We start from the raw sequence: 22,115 nt of genomic DNA on the forward strand, positions 1-22,115 counted from the left end.
TCAGCCCTGCTGATCCGGGTCCGATGCATCGGAGCCGTTGGCTGCGGGGCCATCGTCGTCAAGCAATCTGCTCAATTCGGCGTCCCAATCGATCGAGCTGCCCTTGCGCGGTTCTTCCTCGGCAGTGCCAACGGCGCTGGTGTCGTCATCGTTCGGCAACGCGGGGAGCATATCGGGGTGTCCCCACATGGCGTCGCGCGCCTCAAACCCTTGCTCGTTGGTGATCCGCTCCCACTGCGCCGCAGCCTCGCGCACGCGCTTGGGGCGCAGCTGCAAGCCGAGGAGGTTCTCGAACGTCAACTCGGCGGGACCACCGACCGCACGCTCGCGACGCATCATCTCACGCAGCTGGTCGAGGTGCGGCAGATGCGCCATGCCGGCGCGCCACACCGCGCAGTCGACCCAGCCCTCGACAAGCGCGAGTAGGGTCTCGATGGACCGCAGCGCCTCGCGCTGTTCCGGCGTGTCGGTGATGCCGACGTTCGCCAGATTGACCGCTCCCGAAAGCGATTCGGGGTCGAACGCCGAAGCGTCGCGCAGCTGCTCTTCCATCGCATCGAGGTCGATGGTGATGCCACGGGCGTATTTGCCGATGAGCGCGGTGAACCGCGGCATGAGCCACGGCACCGAGGCGTAGAGGCGCGCGTACGCCTGTTCGCGCAACGCGAGGAATTCGGTGACTTCGGACGCATCGAATTCGAGCGACGTGGCATAGTCGTCGACGTTCTGCATGATCAGGCCGCCAGCCGGATTGCCGAGCATGCGGATGCCTTGGTCGAAGCTGCCGCGCACCTCGAGACTCAGCGCGCCGGCCGCTTGCCCAAGCTGCATGGCATACGACGTGTTCGCGAACAGCTTCATCAATTGTTTGGGGTCTTTCATGCCGTCCGGGATCGGAATGGGCACGGGCCCCGCGTACATTCCCGTGATCTCGCCTTCGAACGCGTCGCCAAGACGGTCCGAGATGACGGCGCTCAACGCCTCGTTCATCGAGGCGGCGACCGGGGCGGCGAACTGCGCCCATGCGTCGATGGTGCCTTCGACCCACCCGGCGCGTGTGAGCGGTTCGGCCTCGCCGGCAGGGGGATTGAACGCGGTGGCGATGTCGAGCCACAGATTGGCTTCGCTTGTCGCGCGGCGCATGGTGGCGCCTTCCTCCGCGGTCACAGAGGATTCGCTGCCCGACGAGTTGACACGCTGCAGCGCGATCGATTTGGCGAGCTTGACGTTGATTGGCCCTTCGCTGATCGTCTGTTGCATCTCGCCGAACGAGTTCATGCCACCACCCATGAACGCCTGCATGAGCGACTGCACCTGCTGTGGGTCCGGCAGGCTTTCGGCGCCACGGCTGAGCAGCTGCTCGCGGATCTCTTCGGGCAGGTTGTTGAATTGCGAAAAGGCCATCTCGCCCTGGACAGGGCCGAAACAGTTGATGAACCATTGATGCAGTGCGTTCTCATCCATGGTGGTGACCCCCTTTAGGTCTTGTCGATGAATCCGGTTTCTACTATGCATCAATACGCGCACAGGCGTAATAATTCCAATTTGCGCCATACTATGGGAGCATGACTCAACACAACACAGAAGGGCGGATGCCGCTCGGCGCTGCCGCCGACGCACAGGGTATGCAGGACGCCCAGAGTACGGCGCCATCCGCGCATGTGGGCGTATGGCCGCTGCTCCGCACACATTGGAGCGGACGGCCCGCGCGGTTCTTCGTCGGTGCGGTGGCCATGCTGCTCGCGGTACTTGTGCTGATGGTGCCGAGCGCATATGTTGTGGAGACTCCGGGGCCCACCCAGGATGTGCTCGGCGACAGCAACGGCACACCGGTGATCCAGGTCGAGGGCGCGAAGACCTACCACAGCAAAGGGCGCCTGCTGCTCGTCACGGTGAACGCTGCCGGCGTGCCGGGCTACCCGGTATCGAACGCGGAGGCACTGTGGGCGTGGGCCGACCCGAACATGGAGCTGACACCGCAGGAGGCCGTGTTCCCAGTGGGGCAGAACGCCGAGCAGTACCAGCAGGAGTCGGATCAGGAGATGGAATCCTCGCAGGACGCCGCCGTGACCGCCGGCCTCGATTATGCGCAGCGTCTGGGGGTGGATGTGAGTGGCGCCAATGTGACGATGCATGTGGATGACATCGGCGGCCCCTCCGCCGGCATGATGTATGCGCTGGGGCTTGTGGACATGCTCACGCCCGAGGATGAGTCAGGCAAGCAGACCGTGGCCGGCACCGGCACAATCGACGACGAGGGCAAGGTGGGGGCCATCGGCGGCATCGACCTGAAGATGCGTGGTGCCAGACGCGACGGCGCCGCATGGTTCCTGGCGCCCGCGGACAATTGCGCGCAGGTTGTGGGCAAGGTGCCTGCGGGGTTGCGTGATGTCAGGGTCTCCTCGTTGGATGACGCGTATGCCGCGCTGGTGAAGATAGGCAACGGGCAGGCGGATAGTCTGCCACATTGCACCGTTGAATAAAACTGCACGCCCGCATCGATTATTTTGCGCGCGGTATGAAGCGCCGCTTACGAAATACGCTGTTCGCCGGTGTTGGTATATTGGCGAATGTGAATCAAACAGCATCAGACAACGCTGAGGAGTTCGGCTTCCACACCGGCGACCTGATCCAGGAATGGCTTTGGGACGATGATGTGGATGATACGATCAGGGAAAAAATAGAGACGTTGACCGGAGAAGAGCTGGTTGACGAGGATTACGATTCCGCGGTTGACGGCGTGATCATCTGGTGGCGTGACGGCGACGACGAAGATGCCCTGTCAGACACCATCGTGGATGCGTATGCGGTGCTGGGGCAGGACGGCCCGTTTTGGGTGCTCGCCCCCAAGCCCGGCCGCAGCGGTGCGCCGGCCGCCAATACCGTGCAGAACGCGGCGAAGACCGCAGGCATGAACGCGTCCACGCCGCTCACTGTGAGCGACGACTGGAACGGCATTCGCCTGCGCGCCTTCGGCAAGAGCGCGAACCGCTGAGCGTACCGCACCGATTTGCGCGTGGCCGGCACGGGCGTGCTAGACAAGCCACGCGCAGATCAAGAGCACCACGGACGCCACAAGCAACACGATGGCGTTCATGGCGCGCGGCAGGCGGTCGCGTAGGATCAGCGTCGCCACGCAGGCGACCATCGCAAAGGCGGCGAGGCCGAACGAGACCCATTTGATCGGCTGGCCAAGGGGATTGATCACGCCGAACAGGGTGAGAAACACGGGGACAAGCACGCCTAGGGCGACCACGAACAGCACAAGCGCCGTGATCTTGTCGGCAAGTGTCCATTCCCGGACGTGTCGGTTGTGCTCGGCGTTGCGCTCGACAGTGGCGCCGAGTTCGTTGATACGCCGGTCGAGTTCGATGCCGCGCCACTGTGATTCCTGTTCAAGTCGCGTCACTTGTTGTTCGAGTGCGCTGATGCGTTCTTGGAGTTCTTCATCATGGTGGGAGTTGCCGGGAATCATCTGCTGCAGGGATTTCCAAGCATTCGGCCATACGTCAAGCGGGTTGTTCATGTGGCGATTATACGGTCGGGCGGCCAAGCCGCGCGCGATGGCGCTGAGAGGGGAATCGCACGCCCAACGGCGCATCCGCGTGGTGGGGAAGTGGGCGATGAGGGATTCGAACCCCCGACATCCACCGTGTAAAGGTGGCGCTCTAACCAACTGAGCTAATCGCCCGCGCATCCATACTGTACAGGCACGGGTGAAGAAACCGCCGTGCACCGCGCATAATCGTTGCAACACCGCGATTGCTGCGCGTGTTGCCCGTGCCGGCTGTTGCGTGGGCGTGCACTGTGTGCGCCACAGCCGTCTCAAACATCGCGTAATCTAATGGGGAATAGTGTGTATCTGAGGAGGACAGTCGATGGTGCAGCATCAGGAAGAAACCGACGGCACGACGACGATCGCGCGCGTGGGCAAGCGCAAAAAGGGGTATGACGTCCATCAGGTCGACGCTTTCCTGGAGCAGGCGCACGCGTTGTATGAGGCCGATGGCATTCAGCTGCACCGCAGCGACATCCAGGACGCCTCGTTCGACATCGTCAAGGGCGGCTATGCCATTCCGCAGGTGGACGCCGCGCTTGAACGCCTCGAGCAGGCCGTGACCGACAAGCAGACCCAATACGACATCACCCAACTCGGGCGCGTGGCGTGGAAGGCGCAGACCGAAGCGCAGTTCCAGGAACTCGACAGGCATGCGCAACGCGCCTTAGGTGAGCGGTTCGCCCCGGGCAAGCCGAAGACGCCGTCGTACGACCGCAAACAGGTCGACCGGCTCGTCGACCGTGTGCTCGTCAAGGCCGAAGCCGAGCTCGAGCGCATCAGTGCCGGTTCGGCCGCCGCGCAAGGCTCCGAAGCCGACCCCTCGCTCACATCGCAGTATGTGGAAGACGTGAGCTTCACGCAGCGCAAAGGCAAGCGCGGGTACGATGAGCGTCAGGTGGACTATTACCTCAACGCGTGCGTGAACCTGCTTGCCAGCCTCGAATCGTACGAGCGCATCGCGGATTACGCCGCCCCGGCCGCGCCTGCAGCGCACGCGGCGGCGCCGAGCACGCCGGCCCCGCTCATCGCGACGGATCAGGCCAACCCACAGACACAGCACTACGGTGTGGCTGTGGAATCGGACCTGCCAGAGGGCGCGGCGTCCGGCGATACGACAGCCGCCGCGGCACAGCCGACGCAGTCGTTTGACGAACTGAGCCGCGCGGAACAGGAGATTTTCGCACAGGCTCAGGAAGCGGGGGCTGTTATGCCGCCGTCGTTCGCCGCGCGTGCCGTGACCGCGGACGCCGCCGCACCCGCCGCGGCGCACATTGACGAAGGCAGCGTGACCGAGGTCTTCACGCCGATCAGCGACACCGTCACCGACGTCGATGCCGCACCTGCTGCCGACCCGGTCAAGCATGCACCGACGCTTTCGGACATCAGGCCGATCACACCGGCCCCGCGCACGATTCCCGAGCACGAGAAAGCAGCCAGTGCGATGGATGATGCAATCAGCACGATCCCGCACATCGCCGAGATCAGCGATGAGACGACAATCGCCGCCCCGGGCGAACCATTGCGTGACTTGAACTCGCCGTCGCTGGCCGCGCTGGCGTCACTCGCCGAAACCACGCATACGACTCCGGAGCGGGAGAACTCCGCCATCACTTCCGGCGTGCAGCCGCTTGCGGTGCCGAAGCTCTCGAGCATCCTGCCCGATCTGCCGCCAGTGCAGCCGATCGCAGCCCCGACCCCAGCCCCAACGCAGTCGGTGCAGCCGGCGGTCCAGCCCACGCCGAATGCAGCCGCTCCGGCCTCCGCGACGCCGTCGGAGACTCCGGTGCCCACCCCGGCCCAGGCGGATGCGCCGGCCACTGCACCCATGAACACGGCCCAGCCCGGCGACTACCCGGGGTTCGCTCCGAGCGACGGCATTGACATTGAGATTCCCGACCTGTCGTTCCCCACGATTTCCACGGATGAGCCGCTCATCATCGACGGCAAACCAAACGAGAAGCAGGCGTGATGCAGCACCAGACAGTAGTCATCCTCGGTTCCACAGGTTCGATCGGCACACAGGGGCTCGACGTCATCGGCAGGCACCGCGAGCGGTTCACCGTGGCAGGGCTCGCCGCAGGCGGGTCGAATGTGGACCTGCTGGCGCAGCAGGCCGCGCGGTTCCGTGTACCCGAAGTGGTTGTGGCGGATCCGGATGCGTTGGAGCCATTGCGCGAAGCGCTCGCCGCGCATGGCGCCTCCGGCACCCAGGCGCGCGCTGGTCGCGACGAAGTGACCGCGATCGCAGGGCTCGGCGCTTCGGTCGTGCTCAACGGCATCACCGGATCGATCGGTCTGGAGCCGTCGATCGCGGCACTGCGGGCCGGTTCGCAGCTGGCGCTCGCCAACAAGGAATCGGTTGTGGCGGGCGGCCACCTGTTGTTCAGCGCCCAGACGCGTGACGGGCAGATCAATCCGGTGGATTCCGAACATTCCGCGATCTGGCAGTCGCTGCGCGCGGGCACGCACAGCGAGGTCTCACGGCTCATCGTCACCGCGTCCGGCGGTCCGTTCCGCGGCTGGACGCGCGAACAGATGCGGGACATCACCCCCGAACAAGCGCTCAACCACCCCACATGGCACATGGGCCCGGTCGTCACGATCAATTCCTCGACCCTGATGAACAAAGGACTCGAGGTCATTGAGGCGAGCCGCCTGTTCAACATCGAACCGGACCGCATCGAAGTCACCGTGCATCCGCAGTCGGTCGTGCACTCGATGGTGGAGTTCTGCGACGGCGCCACCATCAGCCAGGCCTCGCCGCCGGATATGCGCCTGCCGATAGCGCTTGGCCTTTCCGCGCCTGAACGATTGAGCGACGTGGCCCAAGGCTGCGATTGGACACAGGCCGCCGAGTGGACCTTCGAGCCGCTCGATGACGAGGCGTTCCCCGCCGTCGAACTGGCGCGGCACTGTTTACGCTCGTCGGAAAAACACACCGCGGTGCTCAACGCTGCCAACGAGCAGGCGGTTCACGCCTTCCTCAATCATCACTTGCCATATCTGGCGATCGTGGATACTGTGTCTGAAGTGCTCGATGAGATGGACGGCGAGTTGCGTGGCGACCCCCAGTTTGCCTCGGTCGCAGACATGGTGGAACTCGAGCAGGAAGCCCGCGTACGTGCGGACACCCTCATTGCGCAACGCTGAACGGCCACAGATCGGGTAATGGTGGCGGCCGCCATAAGGCCGCGCGGTTTGGACGAAGGCCGTAGGCGGATTTCCAGTCGATTGAAATGAGGAACAGCACCAGTGGATAAGCCATTTCGTAAAACAGGCGAACCGTCGATCAGTGAAAGCCCCCTGCATCCGCGGCGCCAGTCGCGCCGCATCATGGTCGGGCCCGTGCCGGTGGGTGGCGGGGCACCGATTTCGGTGCAGTCGATGACCAACACGAAGACCGCGAATGTGGGTGCCACACTGCAGCAGATCGCCGAACTCACGGCCGCCGGATGCGACATCGTGCGCGTGGCGGTGCCCAGCCAGGAAGACGCCGACGCGCTGCCGCGCATCGTGGCCAAATCGCCGATCCCAGTGATCGCCGACATCCACTTCCAAAGCCGGTATGTGTTCCAGGCGATCGACGCGGGCTGTGCGGCGGTGCGCGTCAACCCGGGCAACATCCGCAAATTCGACGAAGTGGGGCCATCAATCTGCAAGGCCGCGACCGACGCGGGCATCTCGCTGCGCATCGGTGTGAACGCCGGTTCCCTTGACAAGGAGCTCTACGCGAAGTACGGCGGCCCCACCCCGGAGGCGCTTGTGGCTTCCGCGATGAAGGAAGCCCGCATGTTCGAAGACGTGGGCTTCCACGACTTCAAGATTTCGGTGAAGCACCACGACCCGGTGACGATGGTGGAGACCTACCGCCTACTCGCCAAACAGGGCGATTGGCCACTGCACTTGGGGGTGACCGAAGCCGGCCCCGCATGGCAGGGAACTATCAAGTCCTGCCTGGCCTTTGGCGCGCTGCTGGCCGAAGGCATCGGAGACACGATCCGCGTCTCGTTGTCCGCGCCACCGGTCGAAGAAGTCAAGGTGGGTTGTAAGATCCTCGAATACCTCGGGTTGCGCGCACGGCATTTCGACATCATCTCCTGCCCGAGCTGCGGCCGCGCGCAGGTTGATGTCATCTCGCTCGCCAACGAGGTGACGAACGGGCTTTCCGGCATCACGGCGCCGATTCGCGTTGCCGTGATGGGCTGCATCGTCAACGGCCCAGGCGAGGCGCGCGAAGCCGATCTGGGTGTGGCCTCCGGCAACGGCAAGGGGCAGATTTTCATCAAGGGGAAGGTCGTCGAGACCGTGCCGGAAGACCGCATCGTCGATACACTGCTCAAGCATGCGAACGCCATCGCCGAGCAGATGAAGGCCGACGGGCTCGTGGCCGACCAGTCGTCCGGTCCTGTCGTGGTGCCGGTTGTGGGCGAATAATGGCCCGCTGTTTGGGCAGACACCGGTAGGATGGTTACGTGAGTCAGCAACGCACATCGGATGTACAGCAAGCAGGGGCCTTCAGCCGCGGCAGGCGGCTGATGGTCAGCCTGCCCATTTTCATCATCCTGCTGGGCATCCTCATGATCGCCTCGAACAACACGCGCATTCCCGCCCAGAACGATCCGCGCGGGCAGACCTTCGCCACGCTCACCGCCGACACGCAGGTCACATTCGACTCACCAAAGCCACTGCCGGGCATCGGCACCTATAAGGTGACGAGCCGGCACGTCGAAATCGACGCGAAACAGCCATCCACCGGCGAAGTGCAGCGCATCCGTGTCAATATCCGCGAACCGCAGGACGCCGGAACCAGTCTGCCCGGCATGGTGTTCATGCATGGCGCCGGCCATGGCGGCACATGCGACGACTCGTTCGGCGACATCGCCACGAGCATGAGCTCGGCCGGCTTTGTGACGGCGGTCATCGACAAGCCGGTATGGTCCACGAACGACCTGACGCGTGACTACCCGGCCTCGGCCGCCGTCTATGACCAAGCCATCGACGTCATCCGTGACCTCGACCAGGTCGATGCGCACAAGGTCGGCATCTACGCGACGTCGGAAAGTACGTGGATCTCGTCGTACCTCGTGGCGATGGACCATGACATCGCATTCCAGATCCTGCTGTCGCCAATGGTGTTCTCACCCCGGCACGCCGTCGCGTTCCTCGCCATACAGAACTTCGCCCTCGCCGGCGCCAACGACGGCTACCAAGCCATCGTTCGGCGCATACTCTCGTTGGACATGGGCATGTTCGGCCTGACCAACATCGACCTGCACACCGCCATACCGCAGGCGTTCTCGATTCCCACGCTCGTGGCATACGGGTCGAAAGACGTGATGACGGCGCAGGTGCAGGGGTTCAAAGACATCCTGGACCAAGCGCACCGCGCCGGCAACTGGAATGTGAGCCTACGTAGCTACCCGGTGGCGAACCACGTGCTCCGTCTCGGTGACGAAGCGCAGACCGGCACACCGTTCGCCGACGACTACGAGCGCGACGCTGTCAGCTGGGCGGTCGGCACCGCGCGTGGACTGACCCAGACGAGCGAGCCGATCGCCGGCGCGCCTCTCTACCAGTCCATTGCGGTGCCGCTCGGACTGCACTCACGGCGTGCCATGACGTTCTACGGCATGCTTGTGCTTGGGCTGATGATCATCATGATGCTCGTGGCGGCCATCGTCGGCGTCGTCGCCCTCATCACGCATATCCGCAACCGCATCAAGCACCGTGGGCCAGCGCTGGGGTTCCAATACCGATTCGGCGGCTCACTGCTCACGCTCACGATCATCACGATGGCCTGCATGCTGTTGTTCGTCGGCGGTCTGGGCGAAGTCGTGCTCGCCGTCGTGCATCTGTCATGGGGCAGTGCGCCGCAGGAGGACGCCGGCATGATGTACTGGAGCTGGCCGGTCGTGCAGATAGTCTGCATCGGCGTGGTATGGGCATGGTCGCGCGTGTTCGCCGGCATGATCGAAGTCGCGTCGATGCGCGGACTGCTCACATGGCCAGTGAAGCGCGGCACCATCAGACGCATCGTCAGCGGTGAGGAGCCGGTCGTGGCCACCACGCGGCTCGGCCGCGTGCTGTTCTGGACCACGACCGTGGCCATGCTGCTCGTGTTGCTGAGTTTCTCGTTCTGGGGTCTGTTCCTGTTCTGATCGACTGCGCGGAGAGGGGAGTCATGGCGCTGTACAGCGACGAAGGCATCGTGTTGCGCACGGCGAAACTCGGCGAAGCCGACCGCATCATCACGCTGTTCACCCGTGGGCACGGCAAAGTGCGCGCGGTCGCCAAAGGCGTGCGTCGAACCAAATCGCGGTTCGGCGCACGCCTCGAACCATTCATGCGCGTCTCGCTCCTGCTCGCCGAAGGCCGTTCGCTCGACAGCGTGTCGCAAGCTGAATCCATCGCCGCGTACGCCGGATCGATCAGCGGCGACTATGAAGCCTACCGCGCGGCGAATGTGATCTGCGAGACGCTCAACGACCTCGTCACGACCGAACACGAACCACAGCCCGCGCAGTACCGGCTCATCGTCGGCGCATTGCACGCGCTCGCCGCACGCGTGCACCATGCACAGACGATTTGCGAATCGTATGTGCTGCGTGCACTTGCGCTCGCCGGTTGGACGCCGCGCCTGCACGCGTGTGTGGTGTGCGGGCAGGCCGACGGGCTCACGTTCTTCTCATCCGCGGCCGGCGGAGCGATGTGCACGGCGGACCATACGCCGGAAGCGAAGCCGGTCAGTGCTGGCGTCTTGCGGCAGCTGCGCGCGCTGCTCGACGGCGATTGGCGCACCCTCGACGCGCAGCCGCTCGAACCGGGTACCGAGCGGCTCGTCGAGGACTGGGCGCAGTACTATCTTGAGCGGCCGATTCGTTCGCTGCGCTTGCTAGATTAAGCGGTATGGCATTCGAACACGTGGACTATACGTCATTGGACATTCCTGCGGCCCCGTTTTCCGATCCGGCGATCGTACCGGACTTTCCCAAGAACAAAGTGCCCAGGCACGTGGGTGTGATCATGGACGGCAACGGGCGTTGGGCGCAGCAGCGCGGACTGGTCCGCACCGAAGGGCACCAGGCGGCGGAACCCGTGGTGTTCGACACCATCGCCGGCGCGATCGAAGCGGGCGTGCGGTACTTGAGCCTGTACACGTTCTCCACCGAAAACTGGAAGCGCTCACCGCAGGAGGTGCGGTTCCTCATGGGGTTCTCGCGCGACATCATCCACCGGCGTGTGGCCCAGATGGACGAATGGGGCGTGCGCGTGCGCTGGTCGGGGCGCCGCCCGAAGCTGTGGAAATCGGTCATCGACGAACTTGAGGTGGCCATGGAGCGCACGAAGCACAACAAGGTCATCGACGTGGTGTTCTGCATCAACTACGGCGGGCGCGCGGAAATCGCCGACGCGTGCGCGGCCATCGCGCGTGAGGTGCGCGACGGCCGCATCAAAGGCGACCGTGTGACGGAGAAGATGGTCGCCGAGCATCTGTACAACCCCGACATCCCCGACTGCGACCTGGTGATCCGCACGTCGGGCGAGCAGCGCACGAGCAACTTCCTGCCGTGGGAGGCCGCATACGCTGAGCTCGATTTTGTGCCGGAGCTGTTCCCCGATTGCGGGCGCGCGGTGCTGTGGGATTCCATTGAGCGCTATATCCACCGCGACCGCCGTTTCGGAGGCGTCAAGAAACAGTAAGCGGAGGAGCACGCGCGTTCAGCCGAAGGATGCGAGGAATCCCCGGATCGTGTCGGTGAACCTGTGGACGAATCCGTCGCCGTCCACACTGAGCGCCACATGCACCGGCGGGGCATTGTCGACGACGCCGCGCGGATTGCCGATCGTGCGCCCACGGACGCCGCTGCCGTCCCCGGTGCGTGTCTCGACGATCATCGGCAGGTCGAGGGTCGACACGAGGCCCGGGTCGATCGCGACGGCCGCGGCAAGCGGGTCGTGCAGGGGCATGCCCGCGGCGAAGATCGGGTCGCTCTCGCGGTTCGCACGGATCGAGAACCCCGCGATGCCCGCGAGCAACGAGGCGATGCGGCGGGAGCCTGCTGTGGCCGCGGCGGTCCACTGCGCCACGTCGGCGTCGCCGAACAGGCAACGGTGCGTCACGTCGAGCCCGACCATCGTCGTGTCGGCGTGGGCGCGGAGCACACGGTCGGCGGCCTGGGGGTCCTGCAACACATTGGTCTCGCAGACGAGGTCGTAGCAATTGCCTTCCTGCGTGAGCGTGCCTCCCATGAACACGATGCGCGCCCGTGAGACGGCGTCGGGATCGGCCCGCAGCGCGGTGTCGACATCGGTGAGCGGTCCTGTCGCGACGATTGTCAGGTCATGGCCGTACTCGCGCGCGGCGTCGACGATCATGCGCGCGCCCTCAGTCACCGGTGGGCAATCCCCGTCGGGATGCTTGGGAAGCTCAGGCGTTGCGATGCCGGTGTGCGCGAAGAAGCCGGGCATCGCAGGCAATGCGCAATGGGGGTCGCCGACCGGATAGCCGCCGACGGAGACCGTGTGCCCCTGCCGCGCGAGTGCCTCGATGCGCGCCGCGGTCAATTCGACGATGCCACTGCCGGTGGAGGCCTCCACACTGTCGGGCGCTGTGGCCGGCGCAGGGGATTGGGCTGGACCTTCGGCTCCCGCCGCCTGCAGATCGCCCAATCCGTCGTTGCCGTGGAAGCGCGCACAACCGGCGTCGGCCACGAAATACCTCGCCCATGACGGATGCCGGGCGCCCGCGGCCACCGGTATGTCGGGGCGCCCGAGCATGTCGAGCAGCATGCGCGTGTTGCGTTCGGCCTGCTGTTGCAGGACATTGCCGTAGGTGGCGCTGACGCCGTCGATGCGTGCGCCTGCGGCGACGAGGTATGCGAGCGCGAGCGCGTCGTCGATGCCGGTGTCCATGCTGAGCACAAGATGCGGTGCGGTGGTCATGGTCTGGTCACTTCCCACGTTTGGTTGCGGTTGCCCTGGCGTCTCAGTGCGCGCCGCTGGCGAGGAATTCGTCGGTGGCGAGGTCGTGCGATTGCGGTGCGGTGTGCACGGTCTTGCCGGTCGCGTCGGTGTAGGCGTCCGATTCGGCGAGGAAATCGAAGTACTGCTGCGTGCCGTCGTAGTCAATCGCGCCCAGTGTGGCGGTGCCGTTCTCGATGCTTTTGCGGTCGCCCCAGTATTGCCCATCGATGATCGTCTTCATCGACTCCTTGACGAAGGCCTCGTCGAGGTTCGCCTCCGGGGCGTCGTGGACGAGGATCCCGGCGGCCTCGTCGCCGTCCTCATATGCGTCGATGTAGCCGCGTTGCGTGGCTTGGACGAAGCGTTTCACCAGGTCCGGATCGCTGCTGATGAGCCGGTCGCTGGTGATGATGCCGATGGAATCGGCGTTGCCGGGCACGCCGTAATCGGGTTCGCTGAAGCAGCGCAGTTCGGGCCCGTTCATCTTCGCCTGCACGCCTTCCCATGTGGAGTAGAAGCCGCCGAAGTCGGCGCGCCCTGACGAGAGCGTCGCGAAAGTGGAGGTGCCGACAGTGACTTTGTCGAAGTCGCCTGTGCCGCCATCGGTTTCGATCATGCGGCGCACGACGGCATCCGACTCGTTGGAGCCGAAGGTGGCGAAGACCTTGCCGTCGAAGTCCTTGGGGCGTGTGATCGCGTCGTTCGAAGCGAGCGCGCACCAGATCGCGCTTGTCTTCTGCTGCACTTGCATGACCTGCTTGAGCTGCGCGCCTTTGGTCGCATAGGTGCTCACGTTCGTCAGGTTGGACAGCGCGAAGTCGGCGACGCCGTTGTTGACGGCCTGTTCGGCTCCCGACTGGGCGACGGCGACGATGTCCACGTCGAGTCCGGCTTCGCGGTAGTAGCCCTTGTGTTTGGCCACATAGACGCCGATGTGGTTCGTGTCCGGCGCCCACGACAGCATGAACGTGACCTTGTCCAGGCCGCTGGCGTCCGGTTTTGGAGCGCCGCATGCAGTGACGGCGAGCACGGCGCATAGCGCGGCGAACGCGGCGCCTATGCGGGTGGTGAATCGGTGGTTCGTCATGGGATCTCCTTCTCCTTGGTGATGAATGGGGGCAATGGGCCTGCGGGCGCCGCTCACTGCGCGTCCGGGTCCTCGTCGTCCGCCGGTGAGCCGATGGTGAGCCGTTCGACCGCGCGCACGGCGAGCAACAGCAGGCCTGTCATGACGATGATGACGAAGGTCGCCGTGAAGATGAGCGGTGTCTGGAACGAGTTGTAGGCGGCCTGCAGCCAGATGCCGAGCCCAGTGCGCGCGCCGAGGTATTCGGCGGTCGCGGCGGTCGCGAACACATAGGCCGCCGAAACGCGCACGCCGCCGAAGATCTGTCGTGCCGCGACGCGCAGGTCCACGTGGAACAGCGTCCATGCGCGCGACGCGCCGCAGGTCATCGCGACGTCATCGTAGAAACGCGGCACCGCCTGCAATCCGCGCATTGTCTGCACGACGATCGGGAAGAGGGCGAACACGGCGACGATGACGATCTTGCCGGCTGGTTCGAAGCCGAACCAGATGAGGAACAACGGGGCGATCGAGATGAGCGGCAGCGTCTGTGCCGCGGTGAGCAGCGGGAATAGCGCCGCATACGCCGTGCGAGAGCAGTGGATGCCCACACCGAGCAGCACGCCGGCGAGACATGCGATGAGGAACCCGGCCACGCCTTCGGTGAAGGTCATGAGCGCCGCGGGCCACAATGTGGAGGATGAACGGACCGTCGCCGCGACAATCTGGCTCGGTGACGCGATCATCGTGGCCGGGGGATGCGTGGCGTCCACCCAGATCTGCCAGACGGCGACAATCGTCACGACCGCGGCGATTGTCGGCCAATACCGCCGGATGGCGTGGCGGAGGCATTGTGTCCCACGGCCCTGCGTTCGCCCATGGAAAGTCATCGGCACCTTACTTCCTGCATGCCAACCCGGCATGCTCGAAGGCCGTCGGCATCAGGCAGCAAGGTGAGGAGTCTGCCGCCGCACGGCCAGAAAAGCTGATTCGCCGCGTCCGGTGGATGCGACAACGCCCGATGATAGCCCGTACGGTGGGCAATGGCAAGGAAACGCGGCCGCCGGCTGTCCCCGGGAATGCGCCTGGGGACAGCCGGCGGCCGCGTTGCAGGGGAACGTCAGGAGTCGAGTCCGATGTTCATCAGCGTGTGGACCTTCAGCGAGTCGATCTTCATCGCCCCGGATTCGGCGACGAGCTTGATGGCGCGAGGCCCCTCCGCCGCGAAGGAATAAGAGCTGAGCACCTGGTGGCCGTCGTTGACGTAGACCTCCACGCAACCGCGGTCGATGAACACGCGCAGGTCGAGCTTGCCGCTGGCAAGCTCTTCGTCGCTCAGCGGGGCGGTCCGGTATCCCTTGTCGCCATTGGCGACGTTCTGCCGGTCCACGACCACGCGGCCGAGCTGGTCGTCGTAGACGACGGAGGTGTAGTGGCCGTCCTCGGTCGCGTGCACATGCAGTCCGGCGCGTTCCGCACCGGTGGCCTCCAAATCGATCGTCATCTCGATTTCCACGGCCTCCGCGTCGTCGGCGAGCGTCGTCTCCTGATTCGCCTCGACGAGCATTTCTCCGTAGTTCGTCGTCGTGACGCGCAGCCCCTCGAACTCCTTGCACGGCGCCGTATGCAGGTCGCCGTCCTCGCCGAGCGTGATTTCGCGCATGAGCGTCATGTTGCCGCACCAGCCGTCCTGCTCCATCGGGATCGGCGGTGTGAACGGGCTCATCCAGCCGAGCATGAGCTGACGACCGTCGACGGTGAAGGACTGCGGCGCGTAGAAGTTGTGCCCGCAGTCCCACAGGCGGAACTCGGTCTCGGGTTCGAACATGCGTCCGGGGGCCCAATTGCCGATCATGTAGCCGGCGTTGTTGAGGTTGCGGTTCATGAACCCCTTTGGCTTGGCGCCCATCGCGGAGAAGCCGATGACCCATTTCTCATTGCCGTCGGCGTCGGTGATGGGGAAGAAGTCGGGGCATTCGAGCATGAACACGTCCGGGTCAGGGTGTTCGAAGAGCACGCGGTCGAAGCTCCAGTGGACCATGTCGTCCGACGTGTACAGCCACATCTGGCCGCGCTTCTCCTTTGAGGAGACACCGAAGGTCATGTACCATGTTTCGCCGGTCTTCCACACCTTCGGGTCGCGGAAATGATGGTCGACCTCATCGGTCGGGCAGTCGATGATCATGCCGCGCTTCGTGAACGTCGTCATGCCGTCGTCGTTCGGCTCGGCGAGCATCTGGACCTGCCAGTCGCCGCCGGTGTTGTCTTTGCCGTTGGCCCAACGGTGGCCGGTGTAGTAGATCTTCGGCTTGCCGTCGTCGCCGATGACGGCGCTTCCGGAGAACACGCCGTGGCGCTCCTGTTCGAGGCTCGGGGCGAAGGCGATCGGCTCGCGTCGCCAATGCAGCATGTCGGTGGACGAGACATGGCCCCAGTGCATCGGGCCCCATTGCGTGCCGTACGGATGCAGCTGGTAGAAGACGTGCCAACGCCCGTCGTAGCGGCACAGGCCGTTGGGGTCATTGATCCATCCGCCGTTCGACGCGATATGGAAGGTGGGATACCAGCGGTCGTTGCGCACTTCGCGCAGCGCCTGCACGCCGGCTTCGGCGCGCGCGAGGGCCTCTGCGTGGTCGGCGATCGGGGTGAGCGCCGGATCGGGCAGTTCGCCGGTCCCGGAGTTGGTTTCGGTGGGTGTGTTGAGGATGGTCGGTGCCATGATGGTCCTTTTCGAAGTGGTGCGGATTGGGGGGCGTCACATGTCCTCGTCGTCGGCGGACAGACGCGCCTCGTCTTGGGCGAGCGACGGCAGTGGCTTCCTGGAGTCGCGGATGAACGGGTCGCCGTCCACCTGCTCGTCGTCCCGCTTGATGACGAAGAAGCCGTAGATGACCGCGCACAGCACGATGCCGGAGACCGTGAGGAACGTCGTGCGGTCACCGAGCCGGTCATGGAGCATGCCGAGCGGGGTGGAGAAGACGACTTGGCCGATCTGCGAGGCGATCTGGAAGCCGACCATGTACAGGGTGGCCGAAAGCTTCGGGTTGAAGTGCAGGGTGAAGTAGCGGAAGGCCGGCAGGCAGAACAGCGGTACTTCGATGGCGTGGAACATCTTGACGATCGAGATCATGACCGGGTCGTGGAAGATGCCGCACAGGCCGATGCGCAGGAACATGACGGTGCCGCCGAGCAGGAGCGCGTTGCGCACGCCGACCTTGCGCATGATGATCGGCACGACGCCCATCATGGCCGATTCGCAGAACACCTGCACGGAGTTGAGGATGCCGTAGACGGTGTTGCCGGTCGCTTCGGTGGGGAAGAGCGAGGCGTAGTAGGTGGGGAACATCTGCTGGTCGAAGACGGTGTAGAACGTGTTGGTGAGCAGCATGAACACGATGAGCACCCACAAGGCCGGCATGCGCAGGACCTTGACCATCTCCTTGAGTGAGGGGTTGGTGGGTTCCGCATCGGGCGCCGCCGCTTCCTTGAGCGCTTCACGCTGGTCGGCCGGGTACCACGTGAGGTACACGATGAGCATGCCGACGCCGAACGCCGAGCCGAGCCAGAAGTTGATCATCGGGTTGATGTTGAACACGATGCCCGCGACGAGCGCCACAATCGCATAGCCGAAGGAGCCCCAGGCGCGCGACTGGCCGTATTCGAAGTTGAATTTGCGGCTGTAGCGTTCGGTGACGGCCTCGATGAGCGAACATCCGGCCATGAAGCCCGCGGACAGCACGATGGATCCGATCACTGCGGCGGCCATCATGTTGGTGCGCATGAGCGGCGCGTAGATGAACTGCACGAAGGGCCCGACGAGCGCCGCGATCGCGGAGATCACGAGCACGAGGTGCCGCTTGAGGCCCAGGTTGTCCTGGATGAGGCCGTAGCAGAACATGAGCACAAGGGTGGCGAGTGAGTTGATCGAGTAGATGGTGCCCACTTCAGCGCCGTTGAGGCCCATGGAATTGAGCCAGCGCTGGAAGAAGGACCACCAGATGCCCCAGGAGCAGAAGAAGAGGAAGATACCGAATGAACTTTGCAGGTAAGAGGGGTTCTTCCACAGTTTCGCGGTGCGAGTCATGATGAAACCTCGTTGTTCGGTGCCGTCGTCGGCGTGGCTGGTTGTATCTCGGTGCTTCGTGCCGACTGCAGTGCCGGCGGTGAAGTCGACGGTTTCAGTATAAAGCGTCAAACGATTTACGTCAAACGATTTACAGAAGCATGTCGAACATGGTGTTCCGCTAGGGGTGAAAAGTCAATCGTTTGACGGGTTATGTGCGCGCGTGTTGTCCAACGGCGCTCAGTCCTTCGGTGTGTCGCGCACGGAATCACGTTCAATCAACGTGCAGTGGATCATCGCGGGCGTAGGGGTGTCGAGCGGCGGCATCGGGGCGGTCGTGTGGGGCCACTGCATCTCGGCACGAGGGGAATCCGAAAGCAGCGAGATGAGTTTGGTCGCCGCCCAGTACCCCATTTCGTAATGGGGCAGCTCGACCGTGGTCAGTTGCGGCGAGAAGGTCTCGCTCACCACAGGGTGGTTGTCCACGCCCACCACTGAGACGTCCGAACCGATGGCGAGTCCGCGGCGCGCGGCGCATTCGTAGACGTACCAGGCGCGTGAATCGTTGAAGCAGAACACGCCGTCGGGGCGCTGCTCGTCGAAGAGACGCCCCACGGTGTGCAGCGCCTCGTCGTTGTACAGCACGTCGCACACGAGTTCTTCCCGGTATGCGATTCCGGCCCCCTCCAAGGCCTGCCGGTAGCCTTCGAAGCGCAGACCCTGCGCCACAAGCGGCGCGGTGCAACCGATGTAGGCGATGCGTGTGAGCCCGGCATCGATCAGTCGTTGCGTGGCGTCGCGCCCTATGCGCACCTCGTCGGGCACGATCGAGGGGAACCGGTTGCGTGCGTCGGTCGCGTCCGCGAGCACAAGCGGGTAGGAGGCGAGCGTCTCGGGGATGTCGGTGACGCGGTTCGACATCGTGGAGAACAGGAAGCCGTCCACGCCGTACCGGTGCAGGGTGGCCACTTCCTGCTCCAGGTTGCCCCTGCCGTCGGCGTTCACCGTGGTGAGCAGATACCCCGCTTCGCTCGCCGCCTCCTGCGCGCCAAGGATGATGCCGCCCGCGTAGGGGGTCGTCGCGACCTCCATGCTGATGAATCCGAGCATGCGCGTGCGGCTTGTGCGCAGGGAACGCGCGAGCGGGTTCGGACGGTAGTCCAATGCGCGCGCGGTGTCGCGTACACGCTGCGCGATCTGCGGCTTGACCCGCCCGCTGTCGCGCCCGTTAAGCACGAGCGAGACGGTGGATACCGAGACACCGGCCTGTTGGGCCACTTCCTTCATCGTCGTCATGGTCTCTACGATAGGACGGCAGGTGGAATGCCGCCTGCCGTCCTATCGTTCTGGGTGGGGAATCCCCACCGCTACGCCTTGTCGATCAGTTCGTCCACGAGGCGCGGTTTCTCCTCGAGCTGCCCGCTGAATCCGGGGCGGATGTCGAGTTTGAGACTGACGCCGGTGCGGTAGCCCTGGCCGGCGAGTGCCATCGCGGCGTCGCGCACGACGCGCAGCACATCGTCGAGATCGCCTTCGATGTTGGTGAACATGGCGTTCGTCTCATTGGGCAGGCCCGATTCGCGGATCACGTCCACGACCTGCGCCACGTAATCGCTCAGTTCGGCGCCCACGCCGCTGGGCGCGATCGCCACCGCGGCCACGGTGTTGATGACCGGCTTGCCGGTCTCGGGGTCCAGCGGCACTTCCTGCCGTTCGGCATAACGGTCCATGATGCTCCTGTTCGTTCCATCGGCGGTGAGCGCCGATATGTGATGTATGGGGATAGGTCAGTGCTGCGCCCAGCCGTGGTCCATCGGACCCGATCCGGCGCCAAGGTCGAGCATCGCGCGCAATGCGCCGCTCACATACGCCTTCGCATGCGCAATCGCCTCGTCGAGCGGTTCGCCAAGCGCGAGGTGCGCAGCGATTGCCGACGACAGCGTGCAGCCGGTGCCGTGGGTGTTCGGGTTGCCGATGCGTTCGCCGGGGAACCATCGCGTGTCGCCGTTGGGAAGTGCGAGCACGTCGTTGGCATCTTGCATGCCATGGCCGCCTTTGACGAGCACCGCGCAGCCGAACCGCCCGGCGAGCGTCTGCGCCGTGCGCTCCATGTCTGCCCTGGAAGCGATGTCCGCGCCGGCGAGCGCCTGCGCTTCGGGGATGTTCGGCGTGATGAGCGCGGCGAGCGGGAAAAGCTCGCGCGTCATCGTGCGTATGGCGCTGCTGTCGGCGAGCGAGGAGCCTGACGTGGCGACCATCACCGGGTCGACCACGACATTCCCGGCGCTGTGGTCGCGCAGTGCCGCCGCCACCGTCTCGATTTGTTCATCACCGACGATCACGCCGATCTTCACGGCGGCGGGTCGTATGTCGGTGAACACGGAATCGATCTGCGCGCGCACGACGGGCGCGTCGACCGGTGCGATGAGCTGCACGCCGGTCGTGTTCTGCGCAGTGATGCCAGCCACGACGCACATGCCGTACACGTCGTTCGCGAGCATCGTCTTCAGATCGGCGGCGATGCCTGCACCGCCCGACGAATCGGTCGTCGCGATCGTCAGCGCGGCGGGCAGCGTGTGCGTGTCGGCCACGTGCTGCGCATAGCCGTGCCGCGTGTCGCCGCGCACGGCGAGCCACGCGTTGACGAGGTCCTGGGTGGCCTGCTCGGGGTCGCCTGCTGCGGCGATTGCCGACACCACGAACCAGCCGTCGGCATGGGTGCTGGCGAGCATTGGCACATCCTGCACATGCACGCCACCACCCACGACGAGCGGGTAGAGGCTCGCCTCGCACAGCGCGTTGATGCTCTGTGCGCTCTGGGTGCCGGTGGTGCCGTCGGCATGGGTGACGATGCAGTCCGGTTTGGTGGCCGTTTCGTGCAGTGGGCCGGCGCCCAGATAATCGATTGTGCCGGCGGGCAGCGCGTTGGCTGCCATGACCTCGTCGAGCGTTTTCGCGGACAGGCCGATGATCGCGTCGTTGCCCAGCAGGCGGCGCGCCTCAAGCGGGCTGAGGTCCTGTTGGCCGATGTGCACGCCGTCGACCTTGATGCCGCGGTGGCGGGCCTCAAGGGCGGCGTCCACGCGGTCGTCGATCACGAACGCGACCGTGTGCTCGAGATGGTGCCCGCGGATTTCGTGCGCGATCGCCTCGGCCATCGAGACGATCTGCGCGACGTCGGCGTGTTTGGCGCGCAACTGGATGAAGCTCGCGCCGCCGTCGAGCGCTTTGGCCACCACGTCGAGCAGTGTGCGCCCCGCGCAGTCATCGGGGCCGACGACGAAGTAGAAGCGCAGGTCGAACGATCCGCGCATCGAGGGGTAGGGGAATGCCGCAGCCATGCTCAGGCCTCCCAGATGGTGGACGACGCCACGTCGTCGGCGTCGATGTTCCATAGCGCGTCAAGGAAGGCGGTCTGGAACGAGCCCGGCCCGTTAGACGCGGCCGCCGCGCGTTCGCCGGCGCGCTTGAACAGCAGCGAGGCGGCCAATGCGGCCACGAGCGGATCGGACACGCACAGGTATGTGGCGACCACGCCGCCCAAGGCGCAGCCGGCGCCGGTGATTTTGGTCATCATCGGGTCGCCGCCGGGCAGGCGGTAGGTGCGTTTGCCGTCGGTGATCAGGTCGGTTGCGCCCGAGACCGCCACGGCACCCAGGCCATCGACGTCCTTGGCGCGCAGATACAGGGCCAGGCGTTCGGCGGCGCGGGCGGCGGTGTTCACGTCATCGGTGGATTCCACGCCGGCCGGCCCATGCGCGCCGTCGTCGGCGGGGCCGGCGTGCTCCGGGTTCCACATCGATTCGAGCGTGAGAATCTCGGAGGCGTTCGCGCGCACGACCGCCGGCGGCGTATCGCGCATGCCGTCGAGGATCTGGGTGCGTGTGGCTCCGAGCCCGGCGGCCACGGGGTCGAGCACCCAACGGTGGTGCTTCTCGTGCAGCGCCTTGGTGATGTCCGCAAGCGCGTCCTTGTAGAACGGCAGCAAGGTGCCGACGTTGATGTAAGTGGCTCCGCTGATCGCCGCGATGTCGACCACATCGTCGGGCAGGAAGCTCATCGCGGCGGTGCCGCCGGCGGCGAGCTGCGCGTTGGCCACAAGGTTGATCGTGACGAAGTTGGTGAACGACTGCGCCAGGGGCGTGTCCGCGCGCACCGATTCGACGGCGGAGCGGATGGCTTCGCGAAGCGGGCTCGAGGCCGGCACAGTGGTGGTGGATGGTGAATGATTCATAACAATGCTCCCTACGATGGCGTTACCCAAACAGGTTCAAAGGGTCAGGCGGCATGCCTCTCTCAACTTCCCCACATGGAAGTTCCCCTGCACGTACCGAACCTATAGGGCGCTTGGGACAGGGCCTTGGCCGCACGGCGTTTGACGGTGTTCCACATCCGGCGTCAGGTGTCACCGTGTGCCGGTAGGCTTGGACGCTTGTACAAGACCCCAAACCGTTCAAACCAGA

At 64.9% G+C, this 22,115-nt stretch carries 19 protein-coding genes, 1 tRNA gene and 1 riboswitch; of the genes, 8 read left to right on the forward strand and 12 right to left on the reverse strand.

Translation table 11 applies throughout. From position 1 onward, the window contains the following. Positions 1–1,464, reverse strand: a complete 1,464-nt coding sequence (locus tag OU02_RS02335) for a zinc-dependent metalloprotease (protein ID WP_033488610.1) — start codon at positions 1,462–1,464, stop codon at positions 1–3. Between the two features lie 161 nt (positions 1,465–1,625). Between OU02_RS02335 and OU02_RS02340 the strand changes: the two genes are divergently transcribed. After that, positions 1,626–2,483 (forward strand): YlbL family protein, encoded by an 858-nt coding sequence (locus OU02_RS02340; protein WP_051918282.1) that lies wholly within the window; start codon positions 1,626–1,628, stop codon positions 2,481–2,483. 89 nt (positions 2,484–2,572) lie between these two features. Beyond that, positions 2,573–2,995, forward strand: a complete 423-nt coding sequence (locus OU02_RS02345) for a DUF3052 domain-containing protein (protein WP_033488877.1) — start codon at positions 2,573–2,575, stop codon at positions 2,993–2,995. A 39-nt stretch (positions 2,996–3,034) separates the two neighbouring features. Here the strand turns inward: OU02_RS02345 and OU02_RS08490 are convergent, their stop codons facing one another. Beyond that, on the reverse strand, positions 3,035–3,526 hold the full coding sequence (locus tag OU02_RS08490) for a hypothetical protein (protein WP_051918250.1): 492 nt from the start codon (positions 3,524–3,526) through the stop codon (positions 3,035–3,037). 91 nt (positions 3,527–3,617) lie between these two features. Next, a tRNA-Val gene (locus OU02_RS02355) sits at positions 3,618–3,691 on the reverse strand. Between the two features lie 187 nt (positions 3,692–3,878). On the opposite strand from OU02_RS02355, the gene OU02_RS02360 reads away from it, so the two are divergent. From OU02_RS02360 to OU02_RS02385, 6 genes are all read left to right on the forward strand, one after another. Further along, on the forward strand, positions 3,879–5,528 hold the full coding sequence (locus tag OU02_RS02360) for a DivIVA domain-containing protein (RefSeq protein ID WP_051918249.1): 1,650 nt from the start codon (positions 3,879–3,881) through the stop codon (positions 5,526–5,528). Then, positions 5,528–6,709 (forward strand): 1-deoxy-D-xylulose-5-phosphate reductoisomerase, encoded by a 1,182-nt coding sequence (dxr, locus tag OU02_RS02365; RefSeq protein ID WP_033488612.1) that lies wholly within the window; start codon positions 5,528–5,530, stop codon positions 6,707–6,709. The genes OU02_RS02360 and dxr overlap by 1 nt, the downstream gene beginning before the upstream one ends. Positions 6,710–6,811: 102 nt before the next feature. Beyond that, on the forward strand, positions 6,812–7,993 hold the full coding sequence (gene ispG, locus OU02_RS02370) for a flavodoxin-dependent (E)-4-hydroxy-3-methylbut-2-enyl-diphosphate synthase (protein WP_033488613.1): 1,182 nt from the start codon (positions 6,812–6,814) through the stop codon (positions 7,991–7,993). A 101-nt stretch (positions 7,994–8,094) separates the two neighbouring features. Beyond that, a complete protein-coding gene (locus OU02_RS02375) occupies positions 8,095–9,717 on the forward strand; it encodes an alpha/beta hydrolase family protein (RefSeq protein ID WP_033488614.1) in 1,623 nt (540 codons plus the stop codon). A gap of 23 nt (positions 9,718–9,740) precedes the next feature. Further along, complete coding sequence (gene recO / locus OU02_RS02380) at positions 9,741–10,460, forward strand: DNA repair protein RecO (RefSeq protein WP_033488615.1); 720 nt, start codon at positions 9,741–9,743, stop codon at positions 10,458–10,460. 5 nt (positions 10,461–10,465) lie between these two features. Continuing rightward, entirely contained in the window at positions 10,466–11,260 is a 795-nt protein-coding gene (locus OU02_RS02385; RefSeq protein WP_033488616.1) for an isoprenyl transferase, read from the forward strand. Between the two features lie 18 nt (positions 11,261–11,278). Here the strand turns inward: OU02_RS02385 and OU02_RS02390 are convergent, their stop codons facing one another. From OU02_RS02390 to thiM, 9 genes are all read right to left on the reverse strand, one after another. Continuing rightward, on the reverse strand, positions 11,279–12,502 hold the full coding sequence (locus tag OU02_RS02390; protein WP_033488617.1) for a nucleoside hydrolase: 1,224 nt from the start codon (positions 12,500–12,502) through the stop codon (positions 11,279–11,281). A gap of 43 nt (positions 12,503–12,545) precedes the next feature. Further along, a complete protein-coding gene (locus OU02_RS02395; protein ID WP_033488618.1) occupies positions 12,546–13,610 on the reverse strand; it encodes an ABC transporter substrate-binding protein in 1,065 nt (354 codons plus the stop codon). 53 nt (positions 13,611–13,663) lie between these two features. Next, entirely contained in the window at positions 13,664–14,479 is an 816-nt protein-coding gene (locus OU02_RS02400; protein ID WP_051918248.1) for an ABC transporter permease, read from the reverse strand. A gap of 230 nt (positions 14,480–14,709) precedes the next feature. Then, complete coding sequence (locus OU02_RS02405; protein WP_051918247.1) at positions 14,710–16,308, reverse strand: glycoside hydrolase family 32 protein; 1,599 nt, start codon at positions 16,306–16,308, stop codon at positions 14,710–14,712. A gap of 36 nt (positions 16,309–16,344) precedes the next feature. After that, positions 16,345–17,673: an MFS transporter gene (locus OU02_RS02410; RefSeq protein WP_033488619.1), complete on the reverse strand. Its 1,329-nt coding sequence runs from the start codon at positions 17,671–17,673 to the stop codon at positions 16,345–16,347. Positions 17,674–17,892: 219 nt separating this feature from the next. Beyond that, positions 17,893–18,948 carry a LacI family DNA-binding transcriptional regulator gene (locus tag OU02_RS02415; protein WP_033488620.1) on the reverse strand — a complete coding sequence of 352 codons (1,056 nt, stop codon included), beginning with the start codon at positions 18,946–18,948 and terminating at the stop codon, positions 17,893–17,895. Between the two features lie 71 nt (positions 18,949–19,019). Next, positions 19,020–19,382, reverse strand: a complete 363-nt coding sequence (locus OU02_RS02420) for a thiamine-binding protein (RefSeq protein ID WP_033488621.1) — start codon at positions 19,380–19,382, stop codon at positions 19,020–19,022. Between the two features lie 57 nt (positions 19,383–19,439). Beyond that, the gene (gene thiD, locus OU02_RS09195; protein WP_238551948.1) at positions 19,440–20,993 is read right to left on the reverse strand and encodes a bifunctional hydroxymethylpyrimidine kinase/phosphomethylpyrimidine kinase; all 1,554 of its coding nucleotides are present in this window, start codon (positions 20,991–20,993) and stop codon (positions 19,440–19,442) included. Positions 20,994–20,995: 2 nt separating this feature from the next. Next, the gene (thiM, locus tag OU02_RS02430; RefSeq protein ID WP_033488622.1) at positions 20,996–21,886 is read right to left on the reverse strand and encodes a hydroxyethylthiazole kinase; all 891 of its coding nucleotides are present in this window, start codon (positions 21,884–21,886) and stop codon (positions 20,996–20,998) included. Further along, positions 21,878–21,985: riboswitch (TPP riboswitch) on the reverse strand. (Overlaps the previous gene by 9 nt.) Positions 21,986–22,115: the final 130 nt, after the last annotated feature.

The organism is Bifidobacterium pseudolongum subsp. pseudolongum DSM 20099 (assembly GCF_000771225.1).
Lineage (GTDB): Bacteria > Actinomycetota > Actinomycetes > Actinomycetales > Bifidobacteriaceae > Bifidobacterium > Bifidobacterium pseudolongum.